14 protein-coding genes and 1 tRNA gene are annotated in these 16,612 nt (G+C 33.6%); 6 read left to right on the top strand and 9 right to left on the bottom strand.

The features are described 5' to 3' along the window. Window position 1 precedes the first annotated feature (1 nt). The 3 genes from ACNQGO_RS02550 to ACNQGO_RS02540 form a co-directional block, all read right to left on the bottom strand. The gene (locus ACNQGO_RS02550; RefSeq protein WP_417984054.1) at window positions 2–2,425 is read right to left on the bottom strand and encodes an ABC transporter permease; all 2,424 of its coding nucleotides are present in this window, start codon (window positions 2,423–2,425) and stop codon (window positions 2–4) included. 119 nt (window positions 2,426–2,544) lie between these two features. Next, window positions 2,545–3,246: an ABC transporter ATP-binding protein gene (locus ACNQGO_RS02545; protein ID WP_417984053.1), complete on the bottom strand. Its 702-nt coding sequence runs from the start codon at window positions 3,244–3,246 to the stop codon at window positions 2,545–2,547. Window positions 3,247–3,302: 56 nt separating this feature from the next. Continuing rightward, the gene (locus ACNQGO_RS02540) at window positions 3,303–4,541 is read right to left on the bottom strand and encodes an HlyD family efflux transporter periplasmic adaptor subunit (RefSeq protein ID WP_417984052.1); all 1,239 of its coding nucleotides are present in this window, start codon (window positions 4,539–4,541) and stop codon (window positions 3,303–3,305) included. A gap of 182 nt (window positions 4,542–4,723) precedes the next feature. Between ACNQGO_RS02540 and ACNQGO_RS02535 the strand changes: the two genes are divergently transcribed. Both ACNQGO_RS02535 and ACNQGO_RS02530 read left to right on the top strand, forming a co-directional pair. Next, window positions 4,724–6,067 carry a sigma-54-dependent transcriptional regulator gene (locus ACNQGO_RS02535; RefSeq protein ID WP_417984051.1) on the top strand — a complete coding sequence of 448 codons (1,344 nt, stop codon included), beginning with the start codon at window positions 4,724–4,726 and terminating at the stop codon, window positions 6,065–6,067. Between the two features lies 1 nt (window position 6,068). Further along, window positions 6,069–7,403: a sensor histidine kinase gene (locus tag ACNQGO_RS02530; RefSeq protein ID WP_417984050.1), complete on the top strand. Its 1,335-nt coding sequence runs from the start codon at window positions 6,069–6,071 to the stop codon at window positions 7,401–7,403. Between the two features lie 193 nt (window positions 7,404–7,596). On the opposite strand, the gene ACNQGO_RS02525 is transcribed toward ACNQGO_RS02530, so the two are convergent. Together ACNQGO_RS02525 and ACNQGO_RS02520 are read right to left on the bottom strand one after the other, a co-directional pair. Further along, window positions 7,597–7,671 (bottom strand) — tRNA-Val (locus ACNQGO_RS02525). Window positions 7,672–7,756: 85 nt separating this feature from the next. Further along, the gene (locus tag ACNQGO_RS02520) at window positions 7,757–8,977 is read right to left on the bottom strand and encodes a bifunctional folylpolyglutamate synthase/dihydrofolate synthase (RefSeq protein WP_417984049.1); all 1,221 of its coding nucleotides are present in this window, start codon (window positions 8,975–8,977) and stop codon (window positions 7,757–7,759) included. A 128-nt stretch (window positions 8,978–9,105) separates the two neighbouring features. Between ACNQGO_RS02520 and ACNQGO_RS02515 the strand changes: the two genes are divergently transcribed. Both ACNQGO_RS02515 and ACNQGO_RS02510 read left to right on the top strand, forming a co-directional pair. Beyond that, window positions 9,106–9,801, top strand: a complete 696-nt coding sequence (locus ACNQGO_RS02515) for a MotA/TolQ/ExbB proton channel family protein (RefSeq protein WP_417969054.1) — start codon at window positions 9,106–9,108, stop codon at window positions 9,799–9,801. 1 nt (window position 9,802) lies between these two features. Next, a complete protein-coding gene (locus ACNQGO_RS02510) occupies window positions 9,803–10,198 on the top strand; it encodes an ExbD/TolR family protein (protein ID WP_196853583.1) in 396 nt (131 codons plus the stop codon). Between the two features lie 203 nt (window positions 10,199–10,401). Here ACNQGO_RS02510 and ACNQGO_RS02505 read toward each other — a convergent pair whose 3' ends face one another. The 4 genes from ACNQGO_RS02505 to ACNQGO_RS02490 form a co-directional block, all read right to left on the bottom strand. Next, window positions 10,402–11,289 carry an energy transducer TonB gene (locus ACNQGO_RS02505; RefSeq protein ID WP_417969056.1) on the bottom strand — a complete coding sequence of 296 codons (888 nt, stop codon included), beginning with the start codon at window positions 11,287–11,289 and terminating at the stop codon, window positions 10,402–10,404. 193 nt (window positions 11,290–11,482) lie between these two features. Continuing rightward, entirely contained in the window at window positions 11,483–12,709 is a 1,227-nt protein-coding gene (locus tag ACNQGO_RS02500) for a Glu/Leu/Phe/Val dehydrogenase dimerization domain-containing protein (protein WP_417943951.1), read from the bottom strand. 94 nt (window positions 12,710–12,803) lie between these two features. Then, entirely contained in the window at window positions 12,804–13,385 is a 582-nt protein-coding gene (locus ACNQGO_RS02495) for a chalcone isomerase family protein (RefSeq protein WP_417969057.1), read from the bottom strand. A gap of 129 nt (window positions 13,386–13,514) precedes the next feature. Beyond that, window positions 13,515–14,597, bottom strand: a complete 1,083-nt coding sequence (locus ACNQGO_RS02490; protein WP_417969058.1) for an anhydro-N-acetylmuramic acid kinase — start codon at window positions 14,595–14,597, stop codon at window positions 13,515–13,517. A gap of 88 nt (window positions 14,598–14,685) precedes the next feature. Between ACNQGO_RS02490 and ACNQGO_RS02485 the strand changes: the two genes are divergently transcribed. After that, on the top strand, window positions 14,686–15,825 hold the full coding sequence (locus tag ACNQGO_RS02485; RefSeq protein ID WP_417969059.1) for an acyl-CoA dehydrogenase family protein: 1,140 nt from the start codon (window positions 14,686–14,688) through the stop codon (window positions 15,823–15,825). A gap of 83 nt (window positions 15,826–15,908) precedes the next feature. After that, window positions 15,909–16,586, top strand: coding sequence for a Crp/Fnr family transcriptional regulator (locus ACNQGO_RS02480; protein WP_417984048.1), 678 nt, complete (start codon window positions 15,909–15,911; stop codon window positions 16,584–16,586). The last annotated feature ends 26 nt before the right edge of the window (window positions 16,587–16,612 follow it).

The following is a 16,612-nucleotide window of genomic DNA, read 5'->3' as shown; positions in this document are numbered from 1 at the left end:
ATTACTCGTATTTTAAGTATTGTAAAACGTCTACTCTTGTAGCTTGAAACGCTCTTAAAAGAACGATAAGTAAGGTCAATGACAATAAGACAATAAAGCCAATAATAAATGGATAGATTGAAATGTCAATTCTATAAGCGAAATTTTCTAACCACTTATTAAGTAAATAGTAGGTTGGAAATACCGCAATCAAGAATCCTACAACACAATAAACAATGTATTGCTTAGATAATTCTTTTAGTAAAACATTCGTTTCTGCGCCGAGTGTTTTTCTAATAGCAATTTCTTTCATGCGTCTTTCGATAGAAAAGGAGGCGAGGCAGAATAAACCAAAAAGTGCAATTAGGATCACCACAAAATTGAGTGTTGTGAACAGGTTTTTTTGCTTCACATAACTGCTATAGGATCTTTTGTATTCTTTATCTACAAAATCGTATGCAAACGGATAATCAGGATCTACTTTTTGCAGCCAAAAATTTTCCAAATCAGCCAAAGTTTGATCCATAGTTTGTGCATCTGCATCGATGTAAATATTGTTTAAAGCAAATGTTAACCAGGAATTTGTTTTAAAATGGAACAATGACATCGGAGGAATAGCTTCGGCTGGATTACCAATGTTGAAATCTTTTACAACTCCAACGATAATTATCTCTTTACCATTCCAATTTACCTTTTTTCCAATTGGGTTTTTCTCTTTTAATAGTCGGGCTGCAGTTTCATTTATGAGCATCGTATTAATAGTATCTTGAGCAAATTTTGGACTCAAGTATCTCCCCTTTACAATTTTTATTTGCATCATTTCTAACATTCCAAAATCAATTGGAATATTGTCTCCATCCACACTTAAATCTTTATATTGAAGCGTTATTGTTGATTTTGCAGATCCTCCAAAAGCAAAGCCACCTGCTGCAACTTGTTTTACACCGGGAATGCGCAATAATTCATTTTTGATTGTTAAGTAGCGATCAAATCTAAAATTATCAGTTATTTCCTCTCCATATACATTACGATAAGAAATACTTAAAATTTGATTTGCCTTGAAACCTAAATCCTTTTTGTTCATATAGTCTATTTGCTGATAAACAATATAGGATCCGATGATAAAAAAAGTCGCAACAGCAAATTGAAAAATCAACATTCCATTTCGTAACCAGACGCCACTTTTACTTCTTCCAAAATTGCCTTTCAATACCTTTAATGTTTCAAAATTAGAAACATATATTGCTGGAAAAACTCCTGCCAGACAAACCGTAATAATAAATATGATGATAAGTTGTAAATAAAATTGACTTCCTTGTACAACGATGGTTTTACCTAAAAAATCATTATAATAAGGTAACGACAGTTCCACAAGTACAAGAGCAATTAAAATTGAGAACAACGATAGTATTGCTGTTTCAAAAACAAATTGCTGAATTATATTAATTTTTGAAGAACCTATAACTTTTCTTATGCCAACTTCTTTGGCGCGTTTTATAGCATTTGCAGTTGCATAATTGATATAATTTACAATCGAAAGTAGCAGAATTAAAACAGATAATCCTACCATAATCATCAAAAACAGAAAATTACCATTTTCCTCAATTAAACCACTAGTTTTAGTATGTAACCTAATAGAATACAAAGGTTCTAAAGAGGGTTTGGTATTTCCATATTTTTCAATATACTGCTCTGGAGTAATTCCGTTTTCTTTGGCATAGCGAACTGTCATGTTATCGTAATAAAGTTTTTGCAAATCATTTTCGATAAGCGAAACTTTACTAGGATTTTTAACTTTAAGAAATAATACAAACTGAAAATTTCCCCATTGATCAATAGTTTTTCTAATTCTTAAATCAATGAAATTAACCACAGCAGAAGGATTATAAGAGGATTTTTTATCCATTTTATATACCCCTCTTACAGTGAGTTTTTTATTCTGAAAAAGAACTTCTTTTCCTAAAGCTGTCTCTTTTCCAAAAATCTGCAAAGCTAAATCTTGAGATAAACTAATACTATTCTCATCAGGTAATGCTGATTTTTGGTTTCCTTCAACAAATTCAAAAGGGAAAAATTCAAAAAAATTCTTTTGTGCTAATACGATTTTACTCGATTGCACTTTCTTATTTTTAAACCGAATTAGATCGCTTTCATAATTTCCACTTAAATAACAATACGATGCTACTTCTGAACTTTTCTCCTTTATTGCAGCCCCTATTGGAGCTGAACTCGATGCCCAAAATGTATTTTCACTCATTTGATTAGCGACCAAAAACACATTTTCTTTTTCAGGATTCCAAGCATCATAACTTTGTTCGTCATTCCAATATAAAATGGCGAAAATCAATCCTGCAATACCAATGCTTAAACCCAAAATATTGAGAAAAGAAAACAGTTTGTTTTGCTTTAAGTGGTAAAGAAATATTTTTATCCAGTTGAGAATCATGACTTTTTGATTGATTAAATTTTGATTTGATTGATGAGAAATTAAAGCTGTTTACAAAAGTGTTTTGCAAAGCAACTCAAGGATGATTGTGGTGATCGATAATAGGATGTTTATCATTTCTATACTTTAAAAACATCCACATTGCGACTATTTATTTTTTCTGAAAGGATCAAACCATCTTTCATTATAATGGTTTTCTGCGAGAAGGAAGCGTCATAATCTGAGTGTGTCACCATCAGGATTGTGGCACCGTTAGCATGCAAATCAGTCAATAATTCCATTACTTCATTTCCGTTTTTGCTGTCTAGATTTCCTGTTGGCTCATCGGCAAGAATAATCTTTGGGTCGTTAATCAAGGCTCTTGCTACCGCTACACGTTGTTGCTGTCCTCCGGAAAGTTGCTGCGGAAAATGTTTCAACCGGTGCGAAATTCCTAGTTTATCAGCTATTGCTTCTACTTTTTTCTTTCGGTCAGAGGATGGAATTTTATTGTAAATCAACGGCAATTCGATATTGTCATAAACCGATAATTCGTCTATCAGGTTGAAATTCTGAAAAATAAAACCAATATTTTCTTTTCTTGCTTTCGATTTTTCTTTCTCTTTCAGCCCAATCATTTCCTGGTTAAGCAACTGATAACTTCCGCCCGAGGCACTATCTAACAACCCAACAATATTCAATAAAGTAGACTTTCCGCTTCCCGATGGTCCCATAATCGAAACAAAATCACCTTGATTAATGGTTAATGAAACTTCACTCAATGCCATAGTTTCTACTTCTTCTGTTCTAAATACTTTTGAAAGATTTTTAATTGTGATCATACTATTCGTTTTTTGATTGATGCTATTTTTATCTAAATTAATTATGTACTATTTTTTTATTCTAAATTCAAAACTTCGACTTCTTTATAGTCTTTATAAGAGGAAGTGATCACTTTTTCACCTGCTTTCAATCCGCCGAGTACTTCATAATATAATGGATTTTCTCGACCCAATTTGATTGTTTTTCTCTCTGCTTTGTTGCCATTGACTACAAAAATCCATTTTCCACTAGTTTCTTCGTTAAAGCTTCCTTTGGAAAGTACTACCGTCTTGGTTTTTTCTGATAGGTTTAATTTTACGCCAAAACTCAATCCTTGTTTTAAATCTAATTTTTCAGATGAAACAAAATCCAATTCTACTTGAAACCTTCCATTTTTTATTTCAGGAATCACTTTGGTTATTAGAACTACGATGGATTTATTTTCAAAATCTACTGTTCCTTTTTGTTGTTCTGCAATTTTATCCAAATAAAATTCGTCGATGTCAGCTGTCAATTTATATCCTTTCCTGTCATCAATAGAACCAATACTTGTATTTTGTTCATAGGTTTTCCCTAGTATAGGTTCAAAGGAAGAAAGTCTTCCAGAAATTGGTGCTGTTATAAGGAAATTCTTTTTATTCATTCTCAAAATATCCAAACTTTTATTCATGAAACCAATGGATTGATTCAATTGTCCAATCTGGACTTGATTTGCTAATTTTTCTTTTTTGACACTTTTTTTGATGATGTTCATACGCTCTTTTTGAAAACGATAATTTTCTTGGGTCTTTTCCCATTCATTTTTTGAAAGTATTTCTTTGTCAAAAAGTTTTTGGTTCAATTCAAATAAGTTTTTAGCATCAAGATAATCGTGTTCTATTCCGATCAAGTCTTTTTCTAAATTCAATTCCTGATTTCTTAAATCGAGTTTGCCCTTATTTAAATTATTAATTTGTTCGATAATAGCCGTTTCTTGTTGCATGTACGCCAGTTCTGCATTAGGATTATATAAGCGTGCTAACGGTTGCCCTTTTAAAACCATATCTCCGTTTTCAACAAATATTTCCTGAATGGCTCCGCCTTCTATAATATTCACTAGCATCGAATTTAAAGGAACTGCTTTTGCCTGAAAAGACATAAAATCTTCGAAAAAATTATTTTCTACGGTCTTAATCGTAATTTCAACTTTTTTTACGTTCAAACTTCTTTTTTTAGTAACAGATGAAAAGACAAAATACCCGAAGAGTAAGATAATCGGCAAAGCCATTAAAAGATACTTTTTTTTGTTAGTTTTACGTACGATTTTGGTGTCCATTGTTTATTATTTATGTAGTCTAATAGGATAATCGTACCAGAAAAACAAAAACTGTAATTAATTTATTATTAGGCTTTTAATTTTAATAAGATTTATATGGTGTCCATAATTGAACACTATTTGTCCGAAACTGAACAATGATTCCATTTTCTGAATAAAAAAAATCCAGATATTACGTTAGAATGAAAAAGACAAACGCCTCAATTTTAGTTATAGACGACCAAGAAGACATTCTTTTTGCTTCCAAAATGCTACTTAAAAAGCATTTTGAAAACATTTATACGCTCAATAACCCAAAAAATGTAGTTGAATTATTAGCAAAAAATACCATTGATGTGGTTTTGCTCGACATGAATTACAGAATAGGATTTGAAGACGGCAGAGAAGGTTTGTATTTATTAAAAGAAATAAAAATGCTTTCGCCAAAAACGGTCGTTATTTTGATGACCGCTTTTGGTAAAGTAGAAACTGCTGTAGAAGGTTTAAAAGCAGGTGCTTTTGATTATATTTTGAAACCTTGGGAAAATGAAAAATTACTTAGCATTGTAAAACAGGCAGTTGACAAAAGCCGGAAAGAGCAAAAGAAATCAAATAATATCGCGATTGTTGACGAATTTTTTGTTGGTAGTTCAGATGTTATAAAAAAAGCTTATTCTCTGGCTGATAAAGTGGCCAAAACAGATGCCAATGTTTTAATACTTGGCGAGAACGGAACTGGTAAATTTGTGTTGTCACATCATATTCATCTGGAATCAGAGCGGAAAAATAATCCTTTTATTCACGTTGATTTGGGTTCTTTAAATTCTAATATTTTTGAGAGCGAATTATTTGGCTATGCTAAGGGTGCTTTTACAGATGCGAAAGTTGATACGCCAGGACGTTTTGAAATGGCTCAAAACGGAACTATTTTTTTGGATGAAATAGGAAACGTCCCATTGCATTTACAATCTAAACTCTTGCAGATAATTCAAACCAAAATGGTAACCCGATTAGGAGAATCAAAAGCTAGGCCGCTGAATGTTCGCATTATTACAGCTACCAACCTGAATCTAAAACAAGAAGTTACAGATAAAAATTTCCGGGAAGATTTGTATTATCGCATCAATACTATGGAAATCGTGCTGCCTCCACTACGCGAGCGAATTGAAGATAAAATTCCTCTGGCGAAGTACCTCTTGCAAAAAATGATGACAAAATACGGACGGGACGAAATTACTTTTGACGAAAAAGCATTGGAACAAATAGCAAATCACGCATGGAATGGAAATATCCGTGAAATGGAAAACCGGGTAGAGCGTGCCGTAATTCTTTGTGAGAACAATTATGTTACCATTTCGGATTTAGATTTAGAGCAAATCACAACGTACGAAGACAATCAAGATGATATTCAACTTTCGGCTGTAGAAAAAACGGCTATTGAGAAAATCTTGTTGAAAAACAACAATAATATTAGTAAAACTGCCGAGGAACTAGGATTATCCAGAGGTGCATTATATAGACGTTTAGAAAAATATAACATCAACTAATATGTTTACATCATTAAAAATATACCAACTCCTTTTTCTTAGATTAATTTTTATTTTTTGCCTTTCTGCAATTTCACTATTTATTTTTCAAAAAGGATTGGTCTTTACAGCACTATTTGGACTACTCGTACTTTTTATTCTCTTTGTAGAAATGTATTTTTACATTAAAAATACGTTTCAGCTTTACGACAGAACAATAATTTCAATTCTGCAAAATGATTTTACATCGGATTTTTCAAAACATAAATCATATCAAAATTATTCTAATTTATTCAAGCTGTACGAAACACTAAAAAACAAAGAAAACGAACAGGTTTCAAAAGATATTGTCTACCGTTCTATTTTAAATACTATCGAAACAGGAATTATTATCTTGCAAAAGGATGGAAGTGACTGGAACATTTTTTTAATGAATGATTTTTTTGCTAAACATTTTGATGTCCCAAAAGTCTCCAAATGGAAGTATCTAAAAAATCATTTGCCTGCTTTATGTGAAATTATCGAAAAACAGGATTTTCAGGAAATTAAAACATCTTTAGAGATTCGTGTCAATCGGCAAGACACGCAAACATTTGTGATGCAGTCATCTAGAAGCGAAATTTACAATCGGGATTATTTTATTGTCTTGCTAGATTCCATTCAAAATGTAATTGAGAAAAAAGAGAAAGAAGCTTGGGTCAATTTAATGAAAGTCATCTCGCATGAACTCTTGAATTCGATAACTCCCATTCGGTCGCTTTCTCAGAATTTACAAGACTTGGTGCAGCAGGAAAACATTTCAGCAGAAGATTTAGACGATATGAAAAGTAGTGTTACCACAATGTTGAGACGAAGTGACCACTTGCAGCAATTTGTAGAAAGTTACCGAAAACTGGCCATGTTGCCTTCTCCTAAAAAACAAATAATGGAACTGTCAAAATTGATTGACAACAGTTGTCAAATCATGAGTCCATTGTTTAAAAAGGAACACATAGAAGTCATAAATACTATTGCTTTTGACCGTAGACTTAATATTGACCCACAGCAGATGGAGCAAGTATTTATCAATCTTTTAACGAATTGTATTTACGCGTTATCTAATTCAGAAACAAAACAAATTATCATATCGGCAGAAGTCAAAGAAAACAGAATTTTTATCATGATTACTGATATGGGGCAAGGAATTGAAAAAGAAATAGAAACTAAAATATTCTTACCCTTTTTCACCACACGTAAAGAAGGAGCCGGAATTGGTTTAACGTTGTCCAAAAGCATTGTAGAGGCTCATGGTGGCTACTTAGCATATAGAAATGATGAAGGAATAACTACTTTTGTAATTTGTTTGATTGATAATTAATCCAAAAAAGACAAATAAATGTGAAGCAGTAAAAAACCTAGTATTGATATTGTATTATATCTTACACCTTACGCAATGGAAACGTACTATTGTTAGTAATGTAACTTGTTGGGAAATTTTATAAATTATCAGTCAATTTTTGAAGAAAAAAAACCTCCAAAATCAAATGAATTTGGAGGTTTTTAAATTATTGTGGGCGATGAGGGGTTCGAACCCCCGACCCCCTCGGTGTAAACGAGGTGCTCTGAACCAGCTGAGCTAATCGCCCGAATCAATTAAGTCACTTTCGTTTCCTTGATTGCGTGTGCAAATATACATCACTTTTCTAGATTTGCAAGTAAAAAACAAAAAAATTATAAAATTTCTGCAACTACAAAGGTGCTGCCGCCAATGTAAATGAAGTCGGATTTTGAAGCGCTTTTAGTGGCTTGGTTATAAGCTTCTGAAACAGAATTATATACTTTGCCTTGTATGTCGAATGTTGAAGCTTTTTGCTGCAGTTGGAGAGCTTCGAGTCCACGAGGAATATTTGGTTTGCAAAAATAATAATGTGCTTTTTTGGGGAACAAAGGCAAGATTTCGTTTAAATCTTTGTCGTTTACAACACCCAAGACAAAATGTAAAACTTCAAATTCTTCTTTTTCAATTTGTTTTATAACAATCTCAAGTCCATTTTTGTTGTGTGCAGTATCGCAAATAACTTTCGGAGAGGTATTCAATTGTTGCCACCTGCCTTGAAGGCCTGTGTTTTTAACGACCTGTAATAAGCCTGATTTTGTGTTTTTAGGTGTAATCACAAATTCTTTTTGGTCATTCAAGACACAAATGGTTTGTAAGACTGTTTTTTTATTATGAAATTGATAGGCACCTATTAAGTCTGAGGGGTAGTTTTCTGATATTAAATCAGAGGCAAAATGGATCTCCGCATTACATTCTTTTGCTTTTTCATAAAACACTGCTCTTGTTTCTGTTGTGTATTCTCCTATGACTACTGGTACATTAGGTTTGATGATTCCTGCTTTTTCGAAAGCTATGGCATCAAGAGTATTTCCTAGAAACTGGGTGTGATCTAATCCTATATTGGTAATCACCGAAATTAATGGAGTGATAATATTGGTAGCATCTAATCGTCCGCCCATTCCCACTTCAATAATCGCGATGTCTATTTTTTCTTTTTCAAAATATTCAAATGCAAGTCCAACTGTCATTTCAAAAAAACTCATGTCATTGGATTCAAAAAAATTCTTATGCTGGTTGATGAAATCAGTTACAAAATCTTCAGTAATATCTAGGCCATTAATTTTGATGCGTTCTCTAAAATCCTTTAAATGAGGAGAAGTGTACAGTCCAACTTTATAACCTGCTTCATGCAAAATAGAGGCTAGCATATGTGATGTAGATCCTTTCCCGTTTGTTCCAGCAACGTGAATACACTTAATTTTTTTTTCAGGATTTTTAAGGTGATTGGATAGGAGGTAGGTGTTAGTCATATCTTTCTTATAGGCCGAGGCTCCTTGAAGCTGGTACATAGGAAGCTGGTTAAACATCCAGGTTATTGTTTCTTGATAGTTCATTTGCTAATAAAATAGTAGTTGTTTAAAATATTTTTTGATTTTTTTAGTTTAATAGTACATCGAAAAGTATCTTTAGTGCAAAATTGAAATATTTTTTAGAATTAATGATTAAAATACAATAATATTATATGTTTAGTTTTATACAATTACAAGCCGACACTATTGCTAACGCTGCTTCAAATGTAGTTATCGAAAAAATTGCTCCAAATACCGAAATTTCCACTTTGGGATTCCTTTTAAAAGGAGGTATTTGGCTTATCCCAATTGGAATTCTATTGTTCTATACTTTTTATGTCATTATTGAACGGTATTTGTATATCAGTAAAGCCTCTAAGATAGACTCTTTGTTGATGCGTGATATTCGTGACAATCTCAATTCTGGAAATCTAGATTTAGCGCGTTCTATTGCTGAAAGAAATAATTCAGCTTCGGGTAATATCGTTAAGGAAGGAATTCTAGTTATTGGACGACCGATTGTCGAAATTGAGTCTAATATGGATCGTGCAGCCGATATTGAGATTGGAGAAATGGAAAAGCATTTAGGGCACCTGGGTCTTATTGCTGGAATTGCACCTACACTTGGATTTATTGGAACCATATCAGGAGTTATCAAAATATTTTATAGCATTTCAGTAACAGAGAATATCAGCATTGGTAATATTTCTGGTGGACTATATGAAAAGATGATTAGTAGTGGTGCTGGATTAATTGTTGGTATTATCGCTTACAGCGGGTATCACTTGTTGAACGGTAAAATTGATAACTTTGCTCTAAAAATTCAAAAGCAAGTATTAGAATTTGTAAATATCATTCAAAGATCATAATATGTCTATAAAACGAAAAAGAAGATTTCATGCCGAGGTCGCGACTTCTTCATTAAGTGACATTATGTTTTTCTTGTTATTGTTTTTCTTAATCATATCAACGTTGGCCAATCCAAATGTGATCAAGATGACGCTGCCTAAAGCGCAATCAAATGAAAAAACAAACAAGCAATACATCAGTTTATCCGTTACTGAGGACAAAAAATTTTATATCGATAAACAACCTGTTTCATTCGAAGAACTCGAGACTACACTAATGTCAAAAATGGATTCAGCAAAAGACCAGACAGTTATTGTGAGAATTCCATTTAATTTGCAAGTACAAGATCTGGTAGATGTACTACAAATAGGAGTGAAGAACAATCTTAAGTTTGTGATTGCAACGAGTCCGAAATAAATGAGATTATAAGTTTTTAACGCATTCTATTTTTGGGCGTGACCACAATAAATAAAAGGGGCTAATCAACTTTATAGTGATTGGCCCCTTTTTTTATTCTAGTCGGGCTATTCGCAGTACTTCGGTACTTGCTTCTATCCCTCACGCAAATTCACGTAGGTGTTGAAAAGTGTCATTATTACCTGTAAATAGGTGTTAACACATTAATTCAAATTGAAATTATAAACAATTTTGCCAACTTGTTTTTCAGGAGCATCGCTGCTGGCATCCCATCTCGTATTCATCGCTGCAATTTTCGCTTGTTCTAGCAAGCAACTGGCAGTATTAGTAGTTCCTTTTATTCCTGCTATCGCATTAGTAGTTCTCCCGTTACGATCTACTGAAACTTCTACTACTACTTTTCCTTGTTCGTTACAAGTGTATTTTGGGGCTGGTTTAGATACTGCTTTTCGGTTTCCTAATGAATAACCAATTCCTCCTCCTGAACCACTTCCTGAACCGCCACCACTTCCAGATCCATATCCGCTACCGGTTCCTACTCCGGTTCCAGTGCCGTTTCCGCCGCCAGAACCACCTGTTCCGTAATAGCCATTAGAGCTCAAGCTTCCGTTAGCTTTTCCTTTGTTTCCTGCTGCTTTGTCATCTCCATCGCCACCTTTATTAGAGCCTTTTAAGATACTGGATAAAGCATCATTGGTATTACTCGAAACTTTAGGTTTTACCACAACCGGTTTAGTTTCTGGTTTGATAACAACCGTAGGTTTTTTGGTTTTTTCTTTAATCGGAATTACAACGCTTTCTTCGGTACTGTTTTCTTGTGATAAAATAGCTTCTTCGGGAATTGATTTTGTTGGAATTTGCTTAGTTTGGTTCTTTACCTCTAACACTTCGCTTTTGTAATTCGCACCCGAACCCAAGTCACTATCTCCAAAGTTTACTGTAACACCACCTCCGCCACCTCCGCCAGCAAGTTGATCGATGTTTGCGGGTGGCCAAAATCGTATGAAAAATAAAATTAACAACATTGTCGCATACAAAAGAATGGTAAAGACTAATGATTTCTTTTGGTCTGATGAAATGGTGGAACTCATTTGTATTTTAAATTTTAAAAAAGTCTATTACTAAAAAACGTTGAAAAGTACTAAAAATTGTTTAGAGTAAAAAGCGACATTGGGATTATAAAAAAGAAGGGCTTGAGAAACTATCAAAAATAAGAAAGGGATCTAGAAGATTGTTACATCTGCTAAATCCCTTATGCGGTTCTTATTAAGAGTAATTTTTAAATTAAGTCAATTGCTTCAGTGCAATTTCAAAAGCAGTTGCGCTAATGTTTGTTTTACTTGGATTTAATTGATACGCTCTTTCGATTGCTTTTTTGATAATTTCAGAGGTGTCTAAGAAAATAGCCTCATCAGTCATTTGTACTTTCTTTTCCATGAAGTAGGCAAAAACGCGCGCCATACCACAGTTTGATATAAAGTCAGGAATTAAACTCACTTTGTGATCTACGTCTTCCATTATTGGTCCAAAGAAAATTTCTTTATCAGCGAACGGAACATTGGCGCCACAAGAAATAACTTCAAGTCCGTTGGCAATTAAACTGTCTATTTGGGATTGTGTTACTAATCTAGAAGCAGCGCAAGGCGTAAATATTTCAGCGCCAATAGACCATATTCTTTGATTGATTTCTTCAAACGGAATCATGTTCTCGGCAACTAATTTGTTTCCGTCTTTTGCTAGAAACAAAGCTCTTATTTCTTCAAATGAGAATCCATTTTCATTAATCAAACCACCATCACGATCGATGATGCCAATTACCTGTGCACCCATTTCGGCTAAGTAAAAAGCAGCAGCAGATCCTACGTTACCAAAACCTTGTACGATTGCCTTTTTTCCTTTTACATCACCGCCATAAATAGCATAATAATTACGAACTGCTTCGGCAACGCCATAACCAGTAATCATATCGGCTACTGTATACTTTTTTGCAACATCAGGAGAGAATTTTGGATTTTCAATCACTTTTACTACACCTTGACGCAATTGTCCAATTCTATTTATTTTATCAGCTTCTGTAGGTTTGAAGTGTCCGTTAAATACACCTTCTTGAGGATGCCATACACCACATTCTTCAGTCATCGGAATAACCTCGTGGATTTCATCAACATTTAAATCACCACCAGTTCCATAATAACTTTTTAATAATGGAGAAACGGCTTTGTACCAACGTTGCAAAACACCTTTTTTTCTTGGATCATTTGGGTCAAAATTAATTCCAGATTTAGCGCCACCTATTGCGGGACCAGAAACAGAAAATTTGACTTCCATGGTCTTTGCCAATGACAAAACTTCATTCATATCCAACCCTTTTCTCATTCGAGTTCCTCCACCAGCAGCACCACCTCGCAGTGAATTGATCACAGTCCAACCTTCGGCTTCTGTTTCGGCATCTTTCCAATGGAAAACTATTTCAGGCTCTTTATTTTCGAATTTATTTAATAAATCTTTCATTTGTTGCGATATGTTTATTTTTGGCAAATATAAAAAAAGGAATTGTGTGAAATGTTTATTGTTTTAAAAATTTATAAGAAGATTGTTTTCCTAATTATTTGCCTAATAAAGCATCTTTTAAATCCTTATCAACTGGATTGTCTGACAACCAAATTCCGAAAAAAGCCTTTTTAAATTCAATGCCTTTAATATTCCCTTTGTAGATTTTGTTTTTTGTAATCCAAAGTGATTCATCAAGAGAATTGAAAGTTAATTCATATATGTCCCCAATTTTAGTGTTCTCAACACTTAATAATGCTTCAAGTTCAGTGATTTCTTTGTTAAATTTTAACATTCCCTCTGTACCTACGGATTTTTCCATGCCTTTTACTAAAGCTTTTGATAGCTTTTTAGAGCTAATTAAAGAGGAAGTAATATGCAATGTGATTGCCATTTCGGTTTCACTGTCTAAAATTTGCTTTGCATCTGATGAATATTTCGTTAAGTATAAAGCTTGAACATAAAGATCTGTAAAAAATTTTGAGCGCTCTCCTAAGCCGTTCAATGCCAACGTTTTTCCTTTAAACTCTAATGTTCTTGGAACTTGTACACCGTTAACTACAAAGTTTTGTTGTGCAGTAGCGTTGCTGAATTGTAATAGTAATGCAAGGATGATTACTGATAGTAGGTTTTTCATAAAAAGATATTTTTGGGGTTAATTATGTACCAAAGGTACTGAACAATTTTAAATCAGTTGTAGTAATAAAAATAGGGATTTCATAAATAAGCCATGAAATTTATGTTTCAATTGATCAAATACTCAAATTTAGTAAGAAATATATCTATTTTGATAAATAAAACCAGAGCTGTGGTCCTTTGAAGCACCTGTTACACTGCTCAGAATATTTATTTCTTGTCTTAATTTCAACACACCAAGTAATGCAAAAATCAACGCTTCCTTGAATTCTAAAATTTCAGCAGGCGGAATTGTGATTTTTATTTCAGGTAAGTGAAATTGTATTCTTTCGATAAGAAAATCATTGTAAGCGCCACCACCTGTAATAAAAAGAGTTGCGTTTTTGGTAGGTAAAGCCATTGCAATCTGCATGGCTACATGTTCTGCGAATGTATTTAAAAAGTCTACAATAGGTAAAGAATAGCTATTCATTATAGGAAAGATGGTTTCCTTTACAAATTCGAATCCAAGTGATTTTGGATGTTTTCTATGGTAGAACTTGACTCTGTTTAATTCATTTAGCAAGGAGTGATTGCAGGTTCCTGTTCTCGCGAGTGCGCCCTTATCATCATAATCCAAATCCAATTGATTGGCATAAAAATTTAAAACGGTATTCACTGGCGAAATGTCAAAGGCTATTCGGTTGCCATTCTGCTCAAAGGAAACATTAGAAAAGCCACCTAAATTCATACAATAATCGTATTGTGGAAATAAAATTTGATCACCAATAGGCACCAAAGGAGCACCCTGGCCACCAAGTTGAACATCTTGAACTCGAAAATCACAAACTACTGTTTGTTCTATTTCAGTAGATATTTCTGCCAAGTTACCAATTTGCAGGGTAAGACCTTTTTGAGGTTGGTGTAAAACAGTGTGTCCGTGCGAGCAAACTGCGTCAAGGTTTTTTATGTTGTGTTTTTTGATAAAACTTATAATAATCGATCCTAAATATTGTGTGTAGTCTTGATTCAGTTTTTCCAGTGCAGTATTATTAAAAGATACTGCTATTTTCAATTTGTTTAACCAGTCAGCAGTGTAGGGTACAGTTTCAGATTGTAAGATTTCAAATCCCCATTTATTATTTTGTATGGTAAAATCAATGTATGCCAAATCAACTCCGTCAAGCGAAGTTCCAGACATAACTCCTATTACTTTATACTTTTCTTTAAACATAGGCTAAAATTACGAAAACGTTTGAAATCTGGTATTTAATAATTACTTTTGTGGACAAATTTAAGAACAATTAATCTAGAACAAAAATATGGATTTTAATCTAACTGAAGAGCATTTAATGATTCAGCAAGCCGCTAAAGATTTTGCTGTAGCAGAATTATTACCGGGCGTTATTGAACGGGATGAACATTCAAAATTTCCTACGGAGCAAGTAAAAATGATGGCTGAATTAGGCTTTATGGGTATGATGGTAGATCCTAAATACGGTGGGTCAGGTCTAGACAGTATTTCTTACGTGCTTGCAATGACCGAAATTGCTAAAATTGATGCGTCTGCGGCAGTGATTATGTCTGTAAACAACTCACTAGTTTGTGCTGGGATGGAGAAATATTGTTCAGAAGAACAAAAAATGAAATACCTTGTGCCTCTGGCTAAAGGTGAAGTAATAGGTGCATTTTGTTTGTCTGAGCCAGAAGCAGGAAGTGATGCTACTTCTCAAAAAACAACTGCAATTGATAAAGGCGACCATTATTTATTAAATGGTACCAAAAACTGGATTACAAATGGAAGTACTGCATCAACCTATTTAGTAATTGCGCAAACAGATGTTGAAAAAGGACATAAGGGTATTAATGCTTTTATAGTTGAAAAAGGTTGGGCTGGTTTTGATATTGGACCAAAAGAAAAGAAAATGGGAATTCGTGGTAGTGATACACATTCACTTATGTTTACCGATGTAAAGGTTCCGAAAGAAAACAGGATAGGTGAGGATGGTTTTGGGTTTGCTTTTGCCATGAACGTATTAAACGGCGGTAGAATCGGAATTGCATCTCAGGCATTAGGAATCGCAACAGGAGCTTATGAAATAGCTTTGAAATATTCAAAAGAAAGAAAAGCATTTGGAAAAGAGATTTTCAATCATCAAGCTATTGCCTTTAAATTAGCGGATATGTATGTAAAAGTTACAGCTGCAAAATTATTAGTAATGAAAGCTGCTTGTGAAAAAGATGAAGGTAAAGATATTGCGCACTCTGGTGCAATGGCAAAATTATATGCTTCAGAAATTGCTCTTGAGGTAGCTAATGAAGCGGTTCAAATTCATGGAGGCAACGGTTATGTTGCTGAATATCATGTAGAACGTATGATGCGTGATTCTAAGATTACGCAGATATATGAAGGAACTTCAGAGATTCAACGTATCGTGATTTCAAGAGGTTTGGTTTCGTAAAAAGAATAAAATAGCTGTTTAAGCCCTTTCTAATTTCGGTTAGAAAGGGCTTTTTTTTAATACATTTACTAAAATATATTTTTATGTACGAAGATTTAAAATATTGGTATTTGCGCGATCACAAATTGTTTAGAACGTTGAGTTTTGGACAAATTAGACAATTGTGTATTATTACTGGTTTTAAAAAAGCGCAGAAAGGCGAAATTATTTATTTTTCTTCATCAGATTTGCCAAGAATTTTTTTGCTTAAAAAAGGGAATATAAAGATTGTTGCAGTTGATGAAGATGGAAACGAAACTATAAAGGATATTATTCAAAAAGGAGATTTATTTGGAGAATTGACTCTGGAGGCAGACAGCCAAGTCAATGAATATGCAAAAGTGCTTTCCGATGATGTTGCTATTTGTAGTTTTCTAATGTCGGATTTTGAAGATTTATTACTAAGAAATCCAAGTCTGGCATTGTCCTACACAAAGTTTGTAGGTCTCAAGATGAAACGCATTAAGAACAGTTATGCTAATCTGATTTCTAAAGATGCCAAAACCAGATTGTTTCAGTTCCTAAAAGATTGGGCTGAAAAAGAGGGCGAAAGAGTAGGGAATAAAGTTGTTATTGAAAATTACCTGACCCAAAACGACATTGCGCAAATCATATGCACTTCTAGACAGACCGCTACCCATTTGCTGAATGAAATGGAAACGAATGGCACTATTATTTACAGTAGGAAAGAAATAATAATAACGGACATCAGTAAATTATAATTATTTTACTAGAACTGTAACATAGC

Source organism: Flavobacterium frigidum (assembly GCF_048286735.1).
Taxonomy (GTDB): Bacteria; Bacteroidota; Bacteroidia; order Flavobacteriales; family Flavobacteriaceae; genus Flavobacterium.
The sequence above is the reverse complement of the archived record's forward strand: the minus strand, read 5'-3'. Positions and strand labels throughout refer to the sequence as shown.